This window comes from Edwardsiella sp. EA181011 (assembly GCF_000800725.1).
Lineage (GTDB): Bacteria > Pseudomonadota > Gammaproteobacteria > Enterobacterales > Enterobacteriaceae > Edwardsiella > Edwardsiella anguillarum.
The window spans coordinates 132,345-153,238 of the sequence record NZ_CP011364.1; the positions used below are offsets into that span (position 1 = coordinate 132,345).

17 protein-coding genes, 1 tRNA gene and 1 pseudogene are annotated in these 20,894 nt (G+C 60.7%); 12 read left to right on the plus strand and 7 right to left on the minus strand.

Annotated features, from left to right (window positions below; genetic code table 11):
- The first annotated feature begins 88 nt into the window (after window positions 1-88).
- From rpsU to rpoD, 3 genes are all read left to right on the plus strand, one after another.
- The gene (gene rpsU, locus QY76_RS17475; protein WP_005295814.1) at window positions 89-304 is read left to right on the plus strand and encodes a 30S ribosomal protein S21; all 216 of its coding nucleotides are present in this window, start codon (window positions 89-91) and stop codon (window positions 302-304) included.
- 187 nt (window positions 305-491) lie between these two features.
- Window positions 492-2,240 (plus strand): DNA primase, encoded by a 1,749-nt coding sequence (gene dnaG, locus QY76_RS00630; protein ID WP_045425355.1) that lies wholly within the window; start codon window positions 492-494, stop codon window positions 2,238-2,240.
- 235 nt (window positions 2,241-2,475) lie between these two features.
- Complete coding sequence (gene rpoD, locus QY76_RS00635) at window positions 2,476-4,311, plus strand: RNA polymerase sigma factor RpoD (RefSeq protein WP_034162838.1); 1,836 nt, start codon at window positions 2,476-2,478, stop codon at window positions 4,309-4,311.
- Between the two features lie 98 nt (window positions 4,312-4,409).
- Here rpoD and mug read toward each other — a convergent pair whose 3' ends face one another.
- Window positions 4,410-4,916 (minus strand): G/U mismatch-specific DNA glycosylase, encoded by a 507-nt coding sequence (gene mug, locus QY76_RS00640; RefSeq protein WP_045425358.1) that lies wholly within the window; start codon window positions 4,914-4,916, stop codon window positions 4,410-4,412.
- A gap of 135 nt (window positions 4,917-5,051) precedes the next feature.
- Between mug and QY76_RS00645 the strand changes: the two genes are divergently transcribed.
- A tRNA-Ile gene (locus QY76_RS00645) sits at window positions 5,052-5,127 on the plus strand.
- Window positions 5,128-5,349: 222 nt separating this feature from the next.
- Here QY76_RS00645 and fsa read toward each other — a convergent pair.
- Window positions 5,350-6,012 carry a fructose-6-phosphate aldolase gene (fsa, locus tag QY76_RS00650; protein WP_034162840.1) on the minus strand — a complete coding sequence of 221 codons (663 nt, stop codon included), beginning with the start codon at window positions 6,010-6,012 and terminating at the stop codon, window positions 5,350-5,352.
- A gap of 143 nt (window positions 6,013-6,155) precedes the next feature.
- Here fsa and QY76_RS00655 point away from each other — a divergent pair, with 143 nt between their 5' ends.
- On the plus strand, window positions 6,156-7,055 hold the full coding sequence (locus QY76_RS00655; protein WP_034162841.1) for a glycyl-radical enzyme activating protein: 900 nt from the start codon (window positions 6,156-6,158) through the stop codon (window positions 7,053-7,055).
- A gap of 4 nt (window positions 7,056-7,059) precedes the next feature.
- On the plus strand, window positions 7,060-9,492 hold the full coding sequence (locus tag QY76_RS00660) for a formate C-acetyltransferase/glycerol dehydratase family glycyl radical enzyme (protein ID WP_045425361.1): 2,433 nt from the start codon (window positions 7,060-7,062) through the stop codon (window positions 9,490-9,492).
- Window positions 9,493-9,550: 58 nt separating this feature from the next.
- Here QY76_RS00660 and QY76_RS00665 read toward each other — a convergent pair whose 3' ends face one another.
- The gene (locus tag QY76_RS00665) at window positions 9,551-9,952 is read right to left on the minus strand and encodes a YgiW/YdeI family stress tolerance OB fold protein (protein WP_034162843.1); all 402 of its coding nucleotides are present in this window, start codon (window positions 9,950-9,952) and stop codon (window positions 9,551-9,553) included.
- A gap of 213 nt (window positions 9,953-10,165) precedes the next feature.
- Here QY76_RS00665 and qseB point away from each other — a divergent pair, with 213 nt between their 5' ends.
- Both qseB and qseC read left to right on the plus strand, forming a co-directional pair.
- The gene (gene qseB, locus QY76_RS00670; protein WP_034162844.1) at window positions 10,166-10,825 is read left to right on the plus strand and encodes a quorum sensing response regulator transcription factor QseB; all 660 of its coding nucleotides are present in this window, start codon (window positions 10,166-10,168) and stop codon (window positions 10,823-10,825) included.
- Window positions 10,825-12,189 (plus strand): quorum sensing histidine kinase QseC, encoded by a 1,365-nt coding sequence (qseC, locus tag QY76_RS00675; RefSeq protein ID WP_034162845.1) that lies wholly within the window; start codon window positions 10,825-10,827, stop codon window positions 12,187-12,189. The genes qseB and qseC overlap by 1 nt, the downstream gene beginning before the upstream one ends.
- 39 nt (window positions 12,190-12,228) lie before the next feature.
- Here the strand turns inward: qseC and QY76_RS00680 are convergent.
- Both QY76_RS00680 and rlmG read right to left on the minus strand, forming a co-directional pair.
- Window positions 12,229-13,385: pseudogene (locus QY76_RS00680) on the minus strand (histidinol-phosphate transaminase).
- 182 nt (window positions 13,386-13,567) lie between these two features.
- Window positions 13,568-14,722, minus strand: a complete 1,155-nt coding sequence (rlmG, locus tag QY76_RS00685) for a 23S rRNA (guanine(1835)-N(2))-methyltransferase RlmG (RefSeq protein WP_049648742.1) — start codon at window positions 14,720-14,722, stop codon at window positions 13,568-13,570.
- A gap of 77 nt (window positions 14,723-14,799) precedes the next feature.
- Here rlmG and QY76_RS00690 point away from each other — a divergent pair, with 77 nt between their 5' ends.
- Together QY76_RS00690 and QY76_RS00695 are read left to right on the plus strand one after the other, a co-directional pair.
- Entirely contained in the window at window positions 14,800-15,303 is a 504-nt protein-coding gene (locus QY76_RS00690; protein ID WP_034162848.1) for a M48 family metallopeptidase, read from the plus strand.
- Between the two features lie 55 nt (window positions 15,304-15,358).
- Window positions 15,359-16,339, plus strand: coding sequence for a Gfo/Idh/MocA family protein (locus tag QY76_RS00695; RefSeq protein ID WP_034162850.1), 981 nt, complete (start codon window positions 15,359-15,361; stop codon window positions 16,337-16,339).
- A 35-nt stretch (window positions 16,340-16,374) separates the two neighbouring features.
- On the opposite strand, the gene QY76_RS00700 is transcribed toward QY76_RS00695, so the two are convergent.
- Entirely contained in the window at window positions 16,375-17,283 is a 909-nt protein-coding gene (locus QY76_RS00700) for a DMT family transporter (protein ID WP_034162851.1), read from the minus strand.
- Window positions 17,284-17,668: 385 nt separating this feature from the next.
- Between QY76_RS00700 and QY76_RS00705 the strand changes: the two genes are divergently transcribed.
- Both QY76_RS00705 and sstT read left to right on the plus strand, forming a co-directional pair.
- Complete coding sequence (locus QY76_RS00705; RefSeq protein WP_049648743.1) at window positions 17,669-18,658, plus strand: TerC family protein; 990 nt, start codon at window positions 17,669-17,671, stop codon at window positions 18,656-18,658.
- 329 nt (window positions 18,659-18,987) lie between these two features.
- The gene (sstT, locus tag QY76_RS00710) at window positions 18,988-20,229 is read left to right on the plus strand and encodes a serine/threonine transporter SstT (protein ID WP_034162853.1); all 1,242 of its coding nucleotides are present in this window, start codon (window positions 18,988-18,990) and stop codon (window positions 20,227-20,229) included.
- A gap of 113 nt (window positions 20,230-20,342) precedes the next feature.
- Here sstT and QY76_RS00715 read toward each other — a convergent pair whose 3' ends face one another.
- The gene (locus QY76_RS00715) at window positions 20,343-20,864 is read right to left on the minus strand and encodes a YgjV family protein (RefSeq protein WP_034162854.1); all 522 of its coding nucleotides are present in this window, start codon (window positions 20,862-20,864) and stop codon (window positions 20,343-20,345) included.
- Window positions 20,865-20,894 lie beyond the last annotated feature (30 nt).

Sequence of the window (20,894 nt, forward strand, 5' to 3'; positions counted from 1 at the left end):
GTGCTGTTCGGATTAAAATTCCGCACCATTTTTGAACAGCTGGCGCATGGCCAGCGAAAATACCGATTTTTATCGAGGTGAGAGGCACATGCCGGTAATTAAAGTACGTGAAAACGAGCCGTTCGACGTAGCTCTGCGTCGCTTCAAACGTTCCTGCGAGAAAGCAGGCATCCTGGCTGAAGTTCGTCGTCGTGAATTCTATGAAAAACCGACCACCGAACGTAAGCGCGCTAAAGCGTCTGCTGTTAAACGTCACGCCAAGAAACTGGCTCGCGAAAACGCACGCCGTACTCGTCTGTACTAATTTGACCGGGGTTTTCCCCGCCGAATCCAGGTCACAGACCATGTCGTTGTTTGTATCGCACGGGCAATGACATACGAAGGCCGTGCCTTCCGAAAGGAAAGCGCGGCTTGTTCTCGTTTAGAGGCTGTAAAACTGTTTGCCTGTCGCCCTCTCAGCGCCGACGGCGGACAACCACTGTAAAGGGCTTATGGCTGGACGAATCCCACGCGTATTTATCAACGATCTGTTGGCTCGTACCGATATTGTCGAGCTGGTTGATGCGCGTGTGAAACTTAAGAAGCAGGGGAAGAACTACCACGCCTGCTGTCCATTCCACTCAGAAAAAACGCCCTCGTTTACCGTTAACGCGGACAAACAGTTTTACCACTGCTTCGGCTGCGGTGCCCACGGCAACGCCATTGATTTTTTGATGAACTATGATCGGCTTGAGTTTGTCGAAAGCATAGAAGAGCTGGCGACCATGGCGGGGCTGGAAGTGCCCTATGAGTCCGGCAGCGGGCCGAGCCAGATGGAGCGGCATCAGCGCCAGAACCTGTATCAGCTGATGGATGGCCTGTGCGGCTACTATCAGCAGTCCCTGCGTCAGCCGGGCGCAACGCAGGCGCAGCAATATCTGACCGGGCGCGGCATGAGCCAGGCCATTATGGATAGCTTTGCCATCGGCTACGCGCCGCAGGGCTGGGACAACGCCCTGAAACGCTTTGGCCGCGACGCGGGCGGTCGTACGGCGCTCAACGATGCCGGGATGCTGGTGAATAACGAGAACGGTCGTAGCTACGATCGCTTCCGTGACCGTATCATGATCCCCATCCGTGACAAACGCGGGCGGGTGATCGCCTTTGGTGGTCGGGTTCTGGGCAGCGGCACGCCGAAATACCTGAACTCGCCCGAAACGGAGATTTTCCATAAAGGCCGCCAGCTGTTTGGCCTGTATGAGGCGCTGCAGCACGCCGCACAGCCGGAGCGTCTGCTGGTCGTCGAAGGTTATATGGACGTCATCGCGCTGGCGCAGTATGGCGTCAACTATGCGGTGGCATCGCTGGGAACCTCCACGACCGCCGAGCATATCCAACTGTTGTTCCGCCATACCGACAGCGTCGTGTGCTGTTACGATGGCGATAACGCCGGGCGCGAGGCCGCCTGGCGCGCGCTGGAGACCGCACTGCCCTACCTGAGCGACGGCCGTCAGCTAAAGTTTATGTTTTTACCCGAAGGGGAAGACCCGGATACGCTGATCCGCAAAGAGGGGGCCGAGGCCTTCGAACGGCGAATGAACGATGCGCATCCCCTGTCCACCTTTCTGTTCGACAGCCTGCTGCCGCAGGTCGATTTGAGTACCCCGGATGGCCGGGCCAAGCTGAGTGCGCTGGCGCTGCCGCTTATCGGCCAGGTACCCGGCGAGACGCTGCGTCTGTACCTGCGCCAGTCGCTGGGACAGAAGCTGGGAATACTCGACGATAGCCAGCTGGAAAAGCTGCTGCCTCGGCGCAGCGAAGCGGTAAAGAATTATCAGCCGCCGCGGTTAAAACCAACGACTATGCGTATACTTATCGCATTGCTGGTACAAAACCCGGCGTTAGCCGCCGAAGTACCGACGCTGGACGGATTACGCCAGCACCCGTTGCCGGGCCTACCGCTGTTCATCGAGCTGGTAGAAACCTGCCTGGCACAGCCGGGACTGACTACCGGGCAATTGCTGGAGCTGTATCGCGATAATAAATATGCGTCACAGCTTGAAACGCTAGCAACGTGGAACCACATGATTATTGAGCCTATGGTGCTCGAAACCTTCGTGGATACCCTCGGCAGTCTGTACGACGCCGTGCTGGAGCAGCGCCTGGAGCAGCTCATCGCCCGAGCCAGAACCGACGGGCTAACGCCTGCGGAGCGCGAAGAGGTGCGCTCACTGAATGAGGCGCTGGCCAAAAAGAACTAACGCATAATAAACACCGTCGGCATTAATAGGGCGGTGACTAAACTTAATAGTAAATTTAGCGGCTTGATTGCCGATACCACGCAGGATGTAGCCCCTGCATGCCGCAATACCGGGGAGCGGCGACGAATGAAAGTAACCCGCGTACGGCCCTGATAATCCGGGCCTTAAGCATCGTTGGCGGTCATAGATAATCCGACCAACACCAATTCAAACTCTGAAGTGTGGATACCGTCTTATGGAGCAAAACCCGCAGTCACAGCTCAAACTTCTTGTTACCAAGGGCAAGGAGCAAGGCTACCTGACCTATGCTGAGGTCAATGACCATCTGCCGGAAGATATCGTCGACTCCGATCAGATCGAAGACATCATCCAAATGATTAATGACATGGGCATCCAGGTGATGGAAGAAGCACCGGATGCCGATGACCTGATGCTGGCGGAGAACATTGCCGACGAAGACGCCGCAGAGGCGGCGGTACAGGTTCTGTCCAGCGTCGAATCCGAAATTGGCCGTACCACCGACCCAGTGCGCATGTACATGCGTGAAATGGGCACCGTCGAGCTGCTGACCCGCGAAGGGGAAATCGATATCGCCAAGCGTATCGAGGACGGTATCAACCAGGTTCAGTGCTCCGTCGCCGAATACCCGGAGGCCATCACCTACCTGCTGGAGCAGTATGATCGTGTTGAAGCCAGCGAAGCGCGTCTGTCCGACCTGATCACCGGTTTTGTCGATCCCAACGCCGAAGAGGAGATGGCGCCGACCGCAACCCACGTGGGTTCTGAGCTGCCGGAAGAGGAGCTGGACGACGACGAGGATGAGGACGAAGACGAGGACGACGACAGCGACGATGACAACAGCATCGATCCGGAGCTGGCGCGTCAAAAATTCGTTGAGCTGCGCCAGCAGTACGAAAAAACCCGTCTGGCCATCAAGGCCGAAGGACGCAGCAGCGGTAAGGCGCAGGAAGAGATCCAGAATCTGTCTGAAATCTTCAAGCAGTTCCGCCTGGTGCCGAAGCAGTTTGACTATCTGGTCAGCAACATGCGCGAAATGATGGATCGCGTACGTGGTCAGGAGCGCCTGATCATGAAGCTGTGCGTTGAGCAGAGCAAGATGCCGAAGAAGAACTTCATCACCCTGTTTACCGGCAACGAAACCAGCATCACCTGGTTTGACGCCGCGCTGGCCATGGGCAAACCCTGGGGCGAAAAGCTCAAGGATATGCGTGAAGACGTTGAGCGTAGCCTGCAGAAGCTGCACCTGATTGAAGAAGAGACCGGCCTGACCATTGAACAGGTCAAAGACATCAACCGTCGTATGTCCATCGGCGAGGCCAAAGCGCGTCGTGCGAAGAAAGAGATGGTTGAGGCTAACCTGCGTCTGGTTATCTCCATCGCCAAAAAGTACACCAACCGCGGCCTGCAGTTCCTGGACCTGATCCAGGAGGGCAACATCGGTCTGATGAAGGCGGTCGATAAGTTTGAATACCGTCGCGGCTACAAGTTCTCCACCTACGCGACCTGGTGGATCCGTCAGGCGATCACCCGCTCTATCGCCGATCAGGCGCGCACCATCCGTATCCCGGTGCATATGATTGAGACTATCAATAAGCTCAACCGTATTTCACGCCAGATGCTGCAGGAGATGGGGCGAGAGCCGACGCCGGAAGAGCTGGCCGAGCGCATGATGATGCCAGAAGACAAGATCCGCAAGGTGCTGAAGATTGCCAAAGAGCCGATCTCCATGGAAACGCCGATCGGTGACGATGAAGATTCGCATCTGGGTGACTTTATCGAAGATACCACCCTGGAGCTGCCGCTGGACTCCGCGACCTCTGAAAGCCTGCGCTCCGCCACCCGCGACGTGCTGGCCGGGCTGACCGCCCGCGAGGCGAAAGTCCTGCGCATGCGCTTTGGCATCGATATGAATACCGACCACACCCTGGAAGAGGTCGGTAAGCAGTTCGATGTTACCCGTGAGCGTATCCGCCAGATCGAAGCCAAGGCGCTGCGCAAGCTGCGCCACCCAAGCCGCTCTGAAGTCCTGCGCAGCTTCCTGGACGACTAAACCCGTCTCGGCCACGCGACGCTTCCCCACCCCGGTCTGCTGGCCGGGGTTTTTCTTTTTCAGCGCGCGGCGCGTTCACCCCGCTCCCGCCAACCCGCTCAGCTATCCTGCGGCGTCAGCGCCAGATAGAGCTCCCGGTAACGCTCTACCAGCGCAGTCAGCGTCGCCCGATTCAGGCCGCTGGGGTTAGGCAGCACCCACAACATCGTATCGCCGATACCCAACGCCTGGCGTCCCCAGGCGGGGCGGCGAATCCCAAATGCCTGGGTAAAGGCCTGTTTACCCAACACCGCCAGCGCCTGTGGCTGATAGCGCGCGATCTTCGCCTGTAGCGCATCCCCCCCGGCGCGCAGCTCCGCGGCCGTCAGCTCGGCGGCCGTTACCGTCGGGCGCTGTACCAGCGCGGTGATCCCACAGCCGGTATCCAGTAGATGACGCTCCTCCTGGGGCGCCAGCTGACGATCGGTAAAGCCCGCCAGATGGATCACCGACCAGAAACGGTTATGCGGATTAGCAAAATGGTAGCCCGTATGGGCCGAGCTCAACCCCGGGTTGATGCCGCAAAAAACCACCCGTAGCCCGGGTGCCAAAATGTCCACGCTCATCACGTCGCCTTTGCATTCTCGTCGTACCCGAAATCTTACCGTAATAACAACGAGCTAGCCATGTTCAAAAAAGCGGCGTCCGCTGCGCTAGCACTGGATCTTCCCCCTTGATTTACTCTATAATCCTCGCCATTCGGCCCCTTAGCTCAGTGGTTAGAGCAGGCGACTCATAATCGCTTGGTCGTTGGTTCAAACCCAACAGGGGCCACCAAATTTTAGCTTTAGATTCAATCGATTAAGCCACCCTCAACGAGGTGGCTTTTTTGTTGGTAAACGATATTGTCCCTTTTCCTCCCCCCCGCCCACGCGCGCAAGCGACGCGTATAACGGCCTAGTCCATATTATCTACGCGGCGGGAAAGGAAAGCAGAGGCGCTAAAGGGCGGGCTCCCGTCCGCGCGGCGGCGGACGATAGTCCACACGGAAGGGAGGGATTACAGCGTGCGACGGCCAAAGGCATCCTGCCAATCCTGCTCAAACTGGGCAACCGCGGCCGTGACGGCAGGGGCGCTGATAAACTGCTCGGCGACCTCCACCGGCAGGGTAATCGCGCCGCAGCCCGCCAACAGACAGTCCAGCGCCTGACGGGCATTCTTGAAGCTGGCGGCCAGCACCGTGGCCTGCGGCGCATGCAGGGTCAGTAGACGCTGCAGCGCCTCTACCGTCTGAATCCCATCTCCCCCCTGCGCATCCAGCCGGTTAACGTAGGGCGCGATATAGTCGGCACCGGCCAGCGCCGCCAACAGCCCTTGCCCGGCCCCGTATACCGCGGTACCAAGTGTAGGAATACCTTCCTGTTTCAACAACTTAATTGCTGCTAATCCTTCCGCCGTCACCGGCACCTTCACCACCAGATTGTCCACGATGGCGCGTAGCGCGCGCGCCTCGCTCACCATGCCCTGCGCATCGTTCGCCATCACCTGGGCAAACAGACGGCCGCGGCCGCCCAGCGCATCGTACAGGCGCGGTAGCGCCTGCGCGGGCGACAGGCCACTGCGGGCCAGAATGCTGGGATTGGTGGTGACACCCGCCAGCGGCAGGAGACGGGCCAGGCGCTGAACGGCCGCGCCGTCGGCTGTGTCGAGATAGAGTTCCATGCTTATGTCCTTAATCAAAGGTGACGCAGGGCTAATTTTTGTTCAGTATAGCGGCGAAAAGCGCTCCAATTATTGATTAAAATCAAATCAACTTTCATTCGAAAGTTATTTAATCTTCATAAGAAGAAAACGGAGCCTTGACGATGATCTTTAATATCCAGCGTTACTCCACCCACGATGGCCCGGGGATCCGCACGGTGATCTTCCTCAAAGGCTGTTCCCTGGCATGCCGCTGGTGTCAGAATCCAGAGAGTCTGACCCGAACGCCCCAGCTGCTGTATGACGAACGCAGCTGTCTGGCGGAGTGCACGCTATGCCAGCGGGCCGCCCCCGCGGTCGCCATACGCACTGGCCAGGGGCTTACACTGCGGCGCCAACGGGCCGATGCCGACGCCCTTGAGCGCCTGCGCGAGTGCTGTCCCAGCCAGGCGCTGACGGTCTGCGGTGAGGCACTCCCCGTCGATGAGATCCTGCGCCAGGCTGAGCGCGATCGCCCTTTCTATCAACGCAGCGGCGGCGGCATCACGCTCTCCGGCGGCGAGCCCTTTATGCAGCCGACGCTGGCCGAAACGCTGCTCCGGCGCTGTCATCAGTCGGGGATCCACACCGCCGTTGAGACCTGTCTGCATGTGCCCTGGCGCTATATCGCCCCGGCGCTGCCCCATACCAATCTGTTCCTAGCGGATCTCAAGCACGTCGATGAAGCGCGCTTCCGTGAGTGGACCGGCGGCAGCGCGCGGCGGGTTATGGATAATCTGGCGCGCCTGGCCGCCGCAGATGCGACGCTGATCCTGCGCGTGCCGCTGATCCCCGGCTTTAACGCCAACCTCGGCGATATCCGCCGGATCGTCGACTTTGCCGCCGCAGCGCTCACCGTCCGCGAGATTCATTTCCTGCCCTACCACACACTGGGGCGCAATAAATACCGTCTGCTCGGTCAGCCTTATCTGGCACCTGCGCAGCCACTAAACGATCCCGCTTTGCTCGATGCGGCGCGCGAGTATGCGTGCCAGCGCGGTCTGAGCGTGATTCTGGGAGGATAATACGATGACCATACTGCAGCTGAACACCCTGAGTGCGCGTATCCGGGCGCATAAAGAGGCGCTGATCCATATCGTCATGCCGCCGATCTGCACCGAGCGGGCGGTTCACTACACCGAGGCCTACCAGCGTCATCTGGACAAACCTGTGCCGGTACGCCGCGCGCTGGCGCTGGCGGAGCACCTGACCCGTCGCACCATCTGGATTAACCATGATGAGCTGATCGTGGGTAATCAGGCCAGCCGGGTACGCGCGGCGCCGATCTTCCCGGAGTATACGGTAAGCTGGATCGAGAAGGAGATCGACGATCTGGCCGATCGCCCCGGCGCCGGTTTCAACGTCACGGAGGAGGACAAAGCGGTTCTGCACCGCGTCTGCCCATGGTGGCGCGGGCAAACCGTGCAAGATCGCTGCTACGGCATGTTTACCGATGAGCAGAAGGCGCTGCTGGCCAGCGGCATCATCAAGGCGGAGGGCAACATGACCTCCGGCGACGCCCACCTGGCGGTCAACTATCCGCTGCTGCTGGAGATCGGTCTAGATGGGCTGCGCGAGCGGGTTGCCGCGCGTCGTCGTCGCATCGATCTGACGCAGCTGGACGATCTGCACGGCGAACAGTTCCTCAAGGCCGTCGATATCACGCTCGAGGCGGTTAGCCAGCACTGCCTGCGTTTCGCCGCCCTGGCCCGACGCATGGTCGTCGATGAGCCGCGGGCCGAACGGCGCAGCGAGCTGCTCACCATCGCCGACGGCTGTGAACACATCGCCCACCGACCACCGCAGAGCTTCTGGCAGGCGCTGCAGCTGTGCTACTTTATCCAGCTGCTGCTGCAGATCGAATCGAACGGCCACTCCGTCTCCTTTGGCCGCATGGATCAGTATCTCTACCCCTGGTATCGCCGCGATGTCGAGCTGGAGCATCGCCTCAGCCGCGAGCAGGCCATTGAGCTGCTGCAAAGCTGCTGGCTGAAGCTGCTGGAGGTCAACAAGATCCGTTCCGGCACCCATTCCAAGGCCTCGGCGGGCAGCCCGCTATACCAGAACGTCACCATCGGCGGTCAGAATCTGGTGGACGGCACGCCGCAGGATGCGGTGAATCCCCTCTCCTACGCCATTCTGGAGTCCTGCGGACGCCTGCGCTCCACCCAACCCAATCTGAGCGTACGCTACCATGCCGGGATCAGCGACAACTTCCTCGAGGCCTGTACTCAGGTGATCCGCTGCGGCTTTGGCATGCCGGCGTTCAATAACGATGAGATCGTCATTCCGGCCTTTATCGACCTTGGCGTCGCACCACAGGATGCCTATCAGTACGCCGCCATCGGCTGTATTGAGACCGCCGTGGCGGGAAAATGGGGCTACCGCTGCACCGGGATGAGCTTTATCAACGTTGCCCGCGTCATGCTGGCGGCGCTAGAGGGGGGACGCGACGCCACCAGCGGCGACATTTTCCTACCACAGCCACAGGCGCTGTCACAGGGGAACTTCGCGGATTTCGAGCAGGTGATGACCGCCTGGGAGCACCAGATCCGCTACTACACGCGCAAATCTATCGAGATCGAATACGTGGTTGATACGGTGCTGGAGGAGAACGCCCACGACATTCTCTGCTCCGCACTGGTGGATGACTGTATCGAGCGCGCCAAGAGTATCAAACAGGGCGGGGCCAAATATGACTGGGTCTCTGGCCTACAGGTCGGTATCGCCAACCTGGGCAACAGTCTGGCCGCGGTGAAAAAGCTGGTCTTTGAGCAGGGCAGTATCCGCCAGCAGGATCTGGCCGACGCGCTGGCGCAGGACTTTAACGGCCCGCAGCATGAGCTGCTGCGCCAGCGCCTGCTCAACGGTGCGCCCAAGTACGGCAACGACGATGACAGCGTGGACGCACTGCTGGTGCGGGCCTATGACGGCTATATTGATGAGCTGTCCCACTACTGCAACCCACGTCACGGTCGCGGGCCGGTCGGCGGCGGCTACTACGCCGGCACCTCGTCGATCTCGGCCAACGTCCCCTTCGGCGCCGCCACGCTGGCCACGCCGGACGGCCGTAAGGCCCATACGCCGCTGGCGGAAGGCGCCAGTCCCGCCTCCGGCACCGACCGTATCGGACCGACGGCGGTGATGGGCTCGGTCGGCAAGCTGCCGACCCGAGCCATCCTGGGCGGGGTGCTGCTGAACCAGAAGCTCAACCCTGCAACGCTAGAGAATGAGCGCGATCGCCAAAAGCTGATGCTGCTGCTGCGCACCTTCTTTGAGGTTCATAAGGGGTGGCATATCCAGTACAACATCATCTCACGCGATACCCTGCTCGATGCCAAGGCACACCCTGAGCGCTACCGCGATCTGGTGGTACGCGTCGCCGGCTATTCGGCATTCTTTACCGCGCTGTCGCCGGATACCCAGGACGATATCATCGCCCGCACCGAACACGTGCTGTAATAAAAAACGGCGCCGTCCAACCGGGACGGCGCCGCCATGCTCACCTTCGCTGCATTAATCAGTTCATCTTATGTAGGCGCTTAACATCGATCTTGGTGGTGTTCCAATCTTTGTCGACCTCACCCTGGATCTCCACCTTGTCTTTCGGCGTTACGGTCTGCCCGTTCCAGTACTTGTGGTCGATCTCAACTTCAATGGTACCGGTGGCATCGCGGAAAGTGTAGTGGTCGCCGCGCACGCGCTGTTCAATGTTGCCCTGCAGCACAACCCAGCTGTTATCGTTGAGATCTTTCGCCTTCGCCACGGTAGTCACCGCCTGCTGGCCGCCGACAAAGCCGCCGCTCTGCTGGGTATTCTGAACCTGTTGCGTCGTACCCGGGCCAGAGAATCCACCTGTCTGAGCCAGAACCGGTGCACTGCACAGGGCCAGAATAGCGAAAATAGCAGCACTTTTTTTCATCATTGTTCTCCCGTTATGGAATTCAGAAAGCAGCCTCGCTGACTGCCGATGAGTGCATTACACCAAACAGTCCTTAACAAGATCTTAAGTATGTATCATAGCGCCCAATTTTTTTTATCACCGCCGATAGTGCCCGATTACGCAGCGCTAACGCTGTACAAAACGCTTGCCACACGGTTAAATCAGGCGCAGTAGTCAAGGGAAAATGAGCATATGCGCGTACTGTTAATTGAAGACGATCGCCTGATCGGCGACGGCATTAAAGCCGGATTGAGTAAGATGGGATTTAGCTTGGACTGGTTTACCGATGGGCTGCAGGGTATGACGGCGCTGGAGAGCGCGCCCTATGACGCCGTGATCCTCGACCTGAGCCTGCCGGGCATCGATGGGCTGGAAATCCTGCGCCGCTGGCGCGAGGCGGGGCACGCGGAGCCGGTTCTGATCCTGACCGCCCGCGATGCCCTGGAGCAGCGGGTAATCGGGCTACAGCAGGGCGCAGACGACTACCTGTGTAAGCCCTTCGCCCTGATCGAGGTCGCCGCACGCCTGCAGGCCCTGATCCGCCGCAACCACGGTCAGGCCCAAACCCTGCTCAGCCACGGCGCGGTGAGCCTCGATCCCCTGAGCCTCACCGCCACCCTCGACGGCGCGTCGCTACCGCTAAAACCCAAGGAGTTTGCCCTGCTGGAGCTGCTGCTGCGCAACGCTGGGCGCGTACTGCCGCGCTCGCTGATCGAGGAGAAGCTCTACAGTTGGGATGACGATGTCTCCAGCAACGCCGTCGAGGTCCACATTCACCATCTGCGCCGCAAGCTGGGCAGCCACTTTATCCGCACCGTGCACGGCGTCGGCTACACGCTGGGAGACGCCTGATGCGCCATCTGTCCCGCCAGCTGACCCACAGCCTGCGCGCCAGGCTGACCGGCGGCTTTTTGATCCTGGTACTGCTGGTCTGGAGCAGCGCCAGCATCCTGACCTGGTATCAGACGCGCGACGCGCTCAACGAGCTGTTCGACACCCAGCAGATGCTGTTTGCCAAACGCCTGCTGGCCTTCGATCTCAGCCAGCTAAAGCACCCGCTGCAGCTGCCACAAAGCCATGATTTGCTACGCAAACACCGCGGCGATCAGGATAAGGACGCGCTGGCCTTCGCCATCTTCAACGCCGATGGACGCATGCTGCTCAACGACGGGGACAACGGCGATAATCTGGTGTATCGCTACCAGGGGGACGGCTTTACCGATGGCTATCTGGATAACGACGATGACAGCTGGCGGCTGCTGTGGCTCACCACCCCGGACGGACGCTACCGGATTTTAGTCGGCCAGGAGTGGGACTATCGCAACGACATGGCGCTGAGCATCGTCGGGGCGCAGATGGTGCCTTGGCTGGTTGCGCTACCGGTCATGGTGATCCTGCTGCTGCTGGTGGTCAGCCGCGGGCTGGCGCCCTTGCACCGCCTGGCGGCGGCGCTGGGGCGACGGCGCCCGGACGATGCCACCCCGTTACCCCGCGATGCCATTCCCAGCGAGGTCTGGCCGGTGGTCGAATCACTCAACACCCTATTTGCCCGTACCAACGCGCAGATGGTGCGCGAGCGGCGCTTTACCTCTGACGCGGCCCATGAGCTGCGAACCCCGCTGGCGGCGCTGCGAGTTCAGGCCGAAGTGGTACAGCTGGCGCAGGATGATATCGCCCTACGTCAGCGCGCGCTGGGCCAGCTGGAGCAGGGGATCGATCGCGCGACCCGCCTGGTGGATCAGCTGTTGACCCTATCGCGCCTCGACTCGCTATCCCAGCTGGATGATGTGCAGCCGCGGGCACTGGCCGAGCTCCTACAGACGGCGGTGATCGACATGGACGCGAAGGCCCATGCCGCAGGGGTCGCCCTGGCACTATCGGTAGACGATCCCAGGGTATGCCGGCGTATCCAGCCGCTGCTGTTCTCTCTGCTGCTCCGCAACCTACTGGATAACGCGATCCGCTACAGCCCGGCGGGCAGCCAGGTCACCCTGCGGCTGACCAGCCACAGCCTGCAGATCACCGATAACGGCGCCGGCGTCAGCGACGCCGTGCTGCAGCGCTTGGGCGAGCGCTTCTACCGTCCGCCGGGCCAGGAAAAAACCGGCAGTGGACTGGGTCTCTCCATCGTCCGTCAGATAGCCTCCCTGCATGGGATGCAGGTACAGTTCAGCCACGCGCCGGACGGAGGGTTTCAGGTCACGCTGCGCTGGTAAGCGACGCGCCCGCCGACGCGCGCTAAGTCTCTCCAGGGCTCAGACCCATCCCTGACGGCGGAACGCGTGTAGCTGCGCGACAAACAGCTGCATCTCCTGCGGCGTCCCCAGCGTCAGACGGTTCCAGTTATTTAACGGAGGGAAGGGGCGGCCGACCAGGATATGGTGCTGCTTCATTCGCGCCTGGTAACGCGCGGCATCACCGTTAACCTGATGAAAAATAAAGTTGGCCTGCGACGGCAGATAGGCCAGCTTCAGCTCATCCAGCGCCGCGCACACGATCTGCGCGAGAGATCCATAGTCTTACGGCTGTGCTCCACGAAGACGCGGTCCTGCAGGGAGGCCAGCGCCGCAGTGGCGCCTGCGCTGTTGGTATTATCCAGCGACATCAACGCCTCACTCTGCGCGGCGACCGACGGCGCCGCGACCCCATAGCCCACCCGCAGCCCGGCCAGCGCGTACAGCTTAGAGAACGTGCGCGTCACCAATAGATTCTCATGCCCCGCCTGCACCAGTGTCACGGCGCTGCGAAAGGCCGGATCGCTGACAAACTCGGCATAGGCCTCATCGATGACAAAGAAGGTATCCGGCGGCGCCTGAGTGATCCACGCCGCCAGCGCATCGGCCGAGGTGAGGGTCGCCGTCGGATTGTTCGGGTTACACAGATAGACCAGCGACAGGCCACTAAACGCGCGGGTGCGCCGCTGCATCTCCGCCAGCGGGAACCCCAGCTGCGCATCCAGCGGCACCTTGACCACCTCGACCCCCAGCGGCTGCAGATACAGCTCTGCGTAGTTAAAGGTGGGATCCGGCACCACCAGCTGCACCGCCCTTCCCTGGCGCTGTGCGGCGATCGCCTGCGCCTGCAGAATGGCACGAATACACTCCGAGGAGCCATTGCCCAACGACAGGTGGGCCGGCGTCAGCGCCATCTCGCTGGCCAGCGCGGCAATCAGCGCCTCCCGCGCCGCATCGGGATAACGAAAGGCCCCGGGCAACGCGGCGGCGATCGCCTGGCGCGCCTGGGCCGACATGCCGAGGGCATTCTCGTTAAAATTCAGCGCCAGCGGATGGTCAGCATCGGGCGCGGAGGGCCCTGGGGCGACAGACTGCGCCCGGGCCAGCGCGCCCGGGCCAGAGAGCGACAGCGCGCCCAGCAGGGCGACGGAGGATTTAAGCAGGGTGCGACGATCCATGGCAAAGTCCTTTTCTTTTTCCGGCCCGACCGATGCGAAGGCAGCCCCGGATCGGTCGAGCCGGAAGACAATATTGGGATAACGGCGAAATGGGGATAACCGCGTTCAGCATAACCAAAAGTTACACTACAACCAATATCTATTCACTTTCCATGATTGTTTATTTAACTCTGACGCGATATTCAGGCCGTTTTCACCGCCTTGAGCACCACAAATTTACGGTTCATTCCCAGGGTAGCGCAGTTGCCAAACAGGCGACGCAGCTTCGGATAATAATCCAGGTGACGGTTACCGACGATATACAGCGCCCCGTTGCGCTTCAAACAGCGACGCGCGGCGACGAACATGTCCCACGCCACCTGATCGGTAATCGAATGCTGCTGATGGAACGGCGGGTTACACAGCACGGCGTCCAGCGTGCCGCCTTCGCGCCCCGCCAGCCCGTTACCGACCCAGAACTCACAGCGCGCCAAATCCTGCGGACGGTTATGCTGCACGTTCAGGTGCGCCGAAGCCACCGCCATATAGGATTCATCGGCAAACAGCACCCGCGCCTGCGGGCTGCCGCTCAGCGCCGCCAGCCCTAGCACGCCGTTGCCACAGCCCAGATCGGCCACCTCGCCCTGTAGCCCCTCCGGCAGATGCTGCAGGAAAAAGCGCGCGCCGATATCCAGGCTGCCACGGGAGAAGACACCTGCATGATTATGCATGGTGTAAGGCGTCCCCTCCAGCGACCAAACGGTCGTAGCCGGCGCCGGCGCCACCGTACGCTCGCCCACCTGACAGTAAATCAGACGGGCCTTTTTCCACGCCAGAGAGGTATGCGTCTCCCCCAGGATCGACTCAAACAGCTGTAGGGTCGAGGTATGAATATCGCGCGCCTTGGCCGCGGCGATAATGCGGGTATCCGGCGCGACCACCGCCCGCAGCGCATGCAGCGCATGCAGCTGTTGCTCCAGCAGCGCCAGCATTTTAGGCAGCTTAATCACCACCAGCGCGGGGGCCTCCGGCAGCGGGCTCAGGCTGTCTAACAGGGTAATGGCATCCTCGTCCAGCTCGTTAAGCTGCAGATTATGGCGCGTCGCCAGCTGGCTGACGTAGGAGTCGCTCACCGAGTAGGGACGCAGATCGTGCAGAGCGCAGGCCAGCGCACCAAAGGCATCGTTAAAGATGATGGTCGGGCGTCCCTGCGTCTGGCTCGGATCGATCTGCTGCAGCAGGTATTCGTCTGCGGCCTCCCAGGCCTGCAGGGAAGGATCGTCAGACTGACGGGGAAAACGCGCCAGCGTCAGGCCGGTGATAGCCGGACAACCGGCGCTGGATTCGAGTTGGCTCATCGCCCCTCCGCAAAAGTGCCCCGCCGTAGGCGGGCATAAAGTACAATAGCCCGCCATTGTACCTGAAGGAGGGCCAAATGACGCACCTGAGTTACCTTGCCGGCTATCCGGAGCCCCTGCTGGCGCAGGTTCGTACCCTGTTGGAGCACAGGCGCCTGGGCGATACGCTGCGCCGTCGCTACCCCGAACGCCATGCGATCACGACTGACCGGGCCTTATATGACTATGCACAAAGCCTGAAAAATCGCTACATGCGCAATACCCCGCCCCTCAGCCGGGTACAGTACGATAGCCGCATTCAGGTGATCCAACAGGCGCTCGGCCTACACAGCGCCATATCCCGCGTCCAGGGCAACCGACTGAAGGCCAAGGCAGAAATCCGTATCGCCAGCCTGTTCCGTCAGGGGCCGGAGGCCCTGCTGCGGATGATCGTGGTGCACGAACTGGCCCACCTGCGCGAAAAAAATCACGACAAGGCCTTCTACAGCCTGTGTTGCCATATGGAGCCCGACTATCACCAGCTGGAGTTTGATGCCCGGCTCTACCTGACCTGCCTGGATGTTGAGGGAAGCGTATATTGATCGTACAGCGAGTGTGTTAGCCTGACGGGTAATTTTTATCCTCAGGGAGACTGTCATGATCCGCCTCGCTATCATCGGAACCAACTGGATTACCCAGCGCTTTGTCGATGCCGCGCTGGCCTGCGGCCAGTATCGCCTCAGCGCCGTCTATTCACGCCGCCTGGAGCAGGCCGCCGATTTTGCCGCGCCCTACGGAGCGGTGCACTGCTTCGACAGCCTTGAGGCGCTGGCCTGCAGCCCGGAGGTCGACGCGGTCTATATCGCCAGCCCCAACGCCCTGCACTGCGCCCAGACGCTGCTGATGCTGCGCCATGGCAAGCACGTCATCTGTGAGAAACCGCTGGCCTCCACCCACGCGGAAGCCCAGCGCGCGTTCGACTGCGCCCGCGCCAACGGCGTCGTTCTGTTCGAAGCCTTTAAAACCGCCTATCTGCCCAACTTTGACGTCATCCGTAGCGCGCTGCCGCGCCTTGGGCGCCTGCGCAAAGCCTTTCTCAACTACTGCCAATACTCCTCCCGCTATCCCCGCTATCTCAACGGTGAAAACCCCAATACCTTTAACCCGGCCTTTTCCAACGGATCTATCATGGATATCGGTTTTTACTGCCTGGCCAGCGGCGTCGCGCTGTTCGGCGAGCCGCAGCGGGTGAGCGCCGGAGCGGTACTGCTGGACTCCGGCGTTGACGCCCACGGCCACGTCGCCATGCGCTATCCCGGCTTTGAGGTCGTACTGTTTCACTCCAAGGTCAGCGATTCGGCGCTGCCCAGCGAGATCCAGGGCGAGGAGGGCAGCCTGGTGATCGAGCACCTCTCCCAATGCCAACGGGTAACTCTGATCCCGCGCGGCGGCGCGGCGCAAGAGATAGGCGTCGTTCAGCGTGAAAATACCATGGAGTATGAAGCGCAGGCCTTCGCCCGCCTGATACGGGAGGGCCGGGTGGCCCACGCGGGGATCGCCCGTGCGCTCAGCACGGCCCGCCTGCTGGACGAGATACGCCGCCAAACCGGGGTAGTATTTCCCGCCGATCGCGCCTGATGCCGCGCCGGCCGCCGACGGCGGCCGGCCCAGCGCTATCGACGGGTGCTCTGCGCCTGGGGCCCCTGCCTCTTGATGCTAATCGCCGCCAGCGCCAGCGCGATCAGCACAATACCGCTCCCCTCGACCGGACCGGGGTTCTCTCCCAGCAGCCACCAGGAAAACAGCACCCCGCAGACCGGTACCGCCAGGGTGCTCAGGCTAGCGATCCCGGCCGGCAGATTTTTCAACACGAACAGCCACAGACTCCAGGCCAGCGCCGTCGCCAGAATCGCGCTGTAGGCCAACGCCCAGAACACATAGGGCTGCCAGTCCACGCTGCGCTGCGGCACCAGCCAAGCCACCACGCTCATCACCACGGCGGCATACAGCATCTGCCAGGTTGTTAGCCCCAGCAAATCAACGCCCGGATAGCGGGCGTACATCCGCTTAGCCACGATGGCGCTCGCCCCCCAGCTGATGCCGGAGAGCACCGCCAGCAGCGCACTTTGCAGCGAGGAGAGATCTAGCTTCCACGGCTGCAGCACCAGCAGCAATCCCAGGGCCGCCACCGCAATCGCGGCATACTGCAGGCGCCGCATCCGTTCGCCAAGAAACAGGGCGGCCATGATCACCACCCAAAACGGCATGGTATAGCTCAAGATCGCCACCTTGCCGGCGCCGCCGCTCATGAGCGCCCACTGGGCCAGTCCGACCATACCGCAGGTTTGCAGCAGCGCGATGGCCAGCGTATAGCCAAACGGCGTCGGCCGCATACCACGCCCGCGCAGTCGCAGCACCAGCAGCAGTAGCAGCGCGCCGCAGACGCAGCGCAGTGCGGTAAAGTCGAACGCCCCGATATACTGTGTTACCTGTTTCATCGCAATCCAGCTGTAACTCCAGATCAGCGTCAGGGCGATCAGGCCCGCTATCGCCAGTGGATTGGTTTTTCTTGCAACTGCCATGACATTGCCACCCTTCTCTTATCCAACAGGCACTATAGCGGCTTCCGCCTGGCGATGCATGGGGCGCCCCCCTGATTACTTATGCCATCTCGATCTGAGAGAACAGCGGTTCATGCCTATCCGGAACAGCGCACAGGGATTGACCAATGACACATTTTGCATTATTTTCTGCGCAGCAAAGGGGAGTAACTTCTTATTTGCCGGTTAATCGTCATTACGGTGCGCAGCACCCGGTTACCGGGCAACCCCGCGGGCTCCCGCCCGTGGATGCGTTGTAAGTGAGACCTTGCCGGAAGGCGAGGTACAGGCAACGCGTGGTTAATAAATGCACGCACGGTGTACGCCCTCCGACACCCGTTATTGATTAACCTTACAGGAGACTTCCATGCTCAACTCTGTTGGCACCCCCTGGCTATGGGGGAGCTTCGCCCTGATTATCCTGATTATGGTGGCTATCGATCTACTGCTGCAGGGGCGGCGCGGTGCCCAGGCGATGACCATGCGTCAGGCCGCCGTCTGGTCGCTGGTCTGGGTCAGCCTGGCGCTGCTGTTCAACGCCGGTCTTTGGCTCTATCTGAGTGAAACCCTAGGTCGCGCGGCCGCCGATCAGCAGGCGCTGGCATTCCTCACCGGCTATTTGATCGAAAAGGCGCTGGCGGTCGATAACGTCTTTGTCTGGCTAATGCTGTTCAGCTATTTCTCCGTTCCGGCCAGCATGCAGCGCCGGGTGCTGGTCTACGGTGTACTGGGGGCAATCATCCTGCGTACCGTAATGATCTTCGCCGGTAGCTGGCTGGTGACCCAGTTCCAGTGGATCCTCTACCTGTTCGGCGCTTTCCTGCTATTTACTGGCGTTAAGATGGCCATGGCCCACGATGACGAAGGCGATCTCGGCGACCGCCCGCTGGTGCGCTGGCTGCGCCGCCACCTGCGGATGACCGACAGCATTGAAAGCGAGCACTTCTTTACTCGCCGCAGCGGTACGCTGTTCGCCACCCCACTGCTGCTGGTGCTGATCCTGGTCGAGCTGAGCGACGTGATCTTTGCCGTCGACAGCATTCCGGCGATCTTTGCCGTGACCACCGATCCGTTCCTGGTATTGACTTCCAACCTGTTCGCCATTCTGGGACTGCGTGCCATGTACTTCCTGCTGGCCGGTGTGGCCGAGCGCTTTACGCTGTTAAAGTACGGGCTAGCGGCCATTCTGACCTTCATCGGCATCAAGATGCTGATCGTCGATTTCTACCATATTCCCATCGCCTTCTCCCTGGGTATCGTCGCCGGAATCCTGGCGCTGACCCTGCTGATTAACGCCTGGGTCAACCATCGCCGCGCAGCGCACTCCCCCGATAACTCATCTTCCCCGGTATGCTAATACCGGGGAGCTATCCCTGACAAAACGTCAGAAACCCCGCCAACCCCTATAGAATAATTCTTATATATAGGTAATTTTTTAGTGAATTATTCTAATGCCACTAATTGCCATGTGAGCAAGGTTGGCTTTTTTCCCTGCATTTCGCCGCCATAGTTAATAAATATAATAAAAAGTAGAATTTGAGTTAAATTTACGGTGCAGCGACAGAATTTTATAAATTCAGCGTTCCCTATTGGGTCGATTTCCCTATACTGGGGTGGCAAGCACATTTAGTTACAGATTGCATCCGTGACATGCAATCCAAAAATATAACAAGTGGGTAATCGATTATGGAAAGACAATCTGGATTCGTGCGTTTCATTACGCGCGGTAGCCTGGTCGGACAGATCCTGGTAGGGCTGGTACTGGGGATCGCGCTGGCTTCGTTCTCCCAATCCGGCGCCATCGCCGCCGGGCTGCTGGGTACGCTGTTCGTCAGCGCCCTGAAAGCCGTCGCGCCGGTGCTGGTCTTCATTCTGGTGGCGGCCTCCATCGCCAACCACCGTCAGGGACAGAAAACCAACATGCGGCCTATCGTGCTGCTGTATTTGCTTGGCACATTCGCCGCCGCACTGGTAGCCGTGGTGGTCAGCTTCGCCTTCCCGTCGCAGCTGGCGCTCGTCAGCCACACCAACGATATCACCCCGCCGGGCGGGATCGTCGAGGTGCTGCAGTCCCTGCTGATGAACGTCGTGGATAACCCATTCCGCGCCCTGGCCAACGGCAACTTCATCGGTATCCTGGCCTGGGCCATCGGTCTGGGCGTCGCCCTACGCCATGCCTCAGACACCACCAAACGCGTGGTGGGCGACCTCTCCTACGGCGTCACCTTTATCGTTCGCGTGGTGATCCGCTTTGCCCCGCTGGGTATCTTCGGACTGGTCTCCTCGACGCTGGCTGAAACCGGGTTTGACGCCCTGTGGGGCTACGCCCACCTGCTGATGGTGCTGATCGGCGCCATGCTGCTGGTCGCCCTGGTCCTCAACCCCCTCATCGTGTTTTGGAAAATCCGACGGAATCCCTATCCGCTGGTCTTCACCTGCCTGCGTGAAAGCGGTCTGACGGCGTTCTTTACCCGTAGCTCGGCCGCCAACATCCCGGTCAACATGGAGCTGTGCAAGAAGCTGAGGCTCAATGAGGATACCTATGCGGTCTCCATTCCGTTGGGCGCCACCATCAATATGGCCGGCGCGGCCATCACCATCACCGTCCTGACGCTGGCGGCGGCGCATACGCTGGAGATCAGCGTCGATCTGCCGACGGCGCTGCTGCTCAGCCTGGTGGCGGCGGTCTGCGCCTGCGGCGCCTCCGGGGTTGCCGGCGGCTCCCTGCTGCTGATCCCGCTGGCCTGCAGCCTGTTTGGCATCAGTAGCGATATCGCCATGCAGGTCGTCGCGGTCGGCTTTATTATCGGCGTACTGCAGGACTCCTGCGAAACCGCGCTCAACTCCTCGACGGACGTCCTGTTCACCGCGGCCGCCTGCATGGCGGCAGAGGAGAGCACCGGCGATAGCGCCGCAGAGCTGGGATAACCTCACCCCATGGCATAGCATAACGGGCGCCGCGGCGCCCGTTTCTTCACCGCCTGAAAGCCGCGGCAAGCCCGTGGGATCTCGAGTTTAGCCCGAAGACGTTTCACTGACGGCTACGAGCGGAAGGGATCGATGCCGCGCCGCTGCATGCGGTAAAAGCGGACGATGTTGTAGCCATTGATCAGCAGGAAACTGCCCTCGATCAGCGAGCCCCCCAGCGAGCCCAGCCACAGATTGTGGATCACCCAGCAGGCGGTGGAGCACCACATGACACAGCGGGTGGTCAGGCCGCGGCAGCGGAACAGCGCCCAGGTGCTAGCAATCGTCCCCACGATAGGCAGAACTTCAACCGGGTGCTTCAGCTCCCAGCCGCCCAGCCCGAGGGTCAGCGCAATAAATAGCGCCATAATCCAGACATTGCGTGTGCGCGTCGCCACCACCGAACGGATCGCGTTCAGCTCGGCGCTCATCCCGGCGGCGCTGGCGCCCATCAGAAAAAAATGGGCACCGATGATCGCGCTGTACAGCGCCAGCTGCAGACGGAAACGACGCTCATCGCGGTTGAAGAACGTCGTAATCCCGACCAGAAAGGCGACGACGCCTACCCCCTGGGCAAACAGAAGCTCACCGTTCATAGCGTTAATCCCTTAAGGGGCGGGAGCCCG

Coding starts and splice junctions, on each gene's coding strand:
- QY76_RS00665 (WP_034162843.1), bottom strand. CDS start 9,952: ATGAAAAAAAGTGCTGCTATTTTCGCTATTCTGGCCCTGTGCAGTGCA.
- QY76_RS00695 (WP_034162850.1), top strand. CDS start 15,359: ATGATCCGCCTCGCTATCATCGGAACCAACTGGATTACCCAGCGCTTT.
- QY76_RS00700 (WP_034162851.1), bottom strand. CDS start 17,283: ATGGCAGTTGCAAGAAAAACCAATCCACTGGCGATAGCGGGCCTGATC.
- dnaG (WP_045425355.1), top strand. CDS start 492: ATGGCTGGACGAATCCCACGCGTATTTATCAACGATCTGTTGGCTCGT.
- rpoD (WP_034162838.1), top strand. CDS start 2,476: ATGGAGCAAAACCCGCAGTCACAGCTCAAACTTCTTGTTACCAAGGGC.
- QY76_RS00655 (WP_034162841.1), top strand. CDS start 6,156: ATGATCTTTAATATCCAGCGTTACTCCACCCACGATGGCCCGGGGATC.
- fsa (WP_034162840.1), bottom strand. CDS start 6,012: ATGGAACTCTATCTCGACACAGCCGACGGCGCGGCCGTTCAGCGCCTG.
- rpsU (WP_005295814.1), top strand. CDS start 89: ATGCCGGTAATTAAAGTACGTGAAAACGAGCCGTTCGACGTAGCTCTG.
- qseC (WP_034162845.1), top strand. CDS start 10,825: ATGCGCCATCTGTCCCGCCAGCTGACCCACAGCCTGCGCGCCAGGCTG.
- sstT (WP_034162853.1), top strand. CDS start 18,988: ATGGAAAGACAATCTGGATTCGTGCGTTTCATTACGCGCGGTAGCCTG.
- rlmG (WP_049648742.1), bottom strand. CDS start 14,722: ATGAGCCAACTCGAATCCAGCGCCGGTTGTCCGGCTATCACCGGCCTG.
- QY76_RS00690 (WP_034162848.1), top strand. CDS start 14,800: ATGACGCACCTGAGTTACCTTGCCGGCTATCCGGAGCCCCTGCTGGCG.
- mug (WP_045425358.1), bottom strand. CDS start 4,916: ATGAGCGTGGACATTTTGGCACCCGGGCTACGGGTGGTTTTTTGCGGC.
- qseB (WP_034162844.1), top strand. CDS start 10,166: ATGCGCGTACTGTTAATTGAAGACGATCGCCTGATCGGCGACGGCATT.
- QY76_RS00715 (WP_034162854.1), bottom strand. CDS start 20,864: ATGAACGGTGAGCTTCTGTTTGCCCAGGGGGTAGGCGTCGTCGCCTTT.
- QY76_RS00660 (WP_045425361.1), top strand. CDS start 7,060: ATGACCATACTGCAGCTGAACACCCTGAGTGCGCGTATCCGGGCGCAT.
- QY76_RS00705 (WP_049648743.1), top strand. CDS start 17,669: ATGCTCAACTCTGTTGGCACCCCCTGGCTATGGGGGAGCTTCGCCCTG.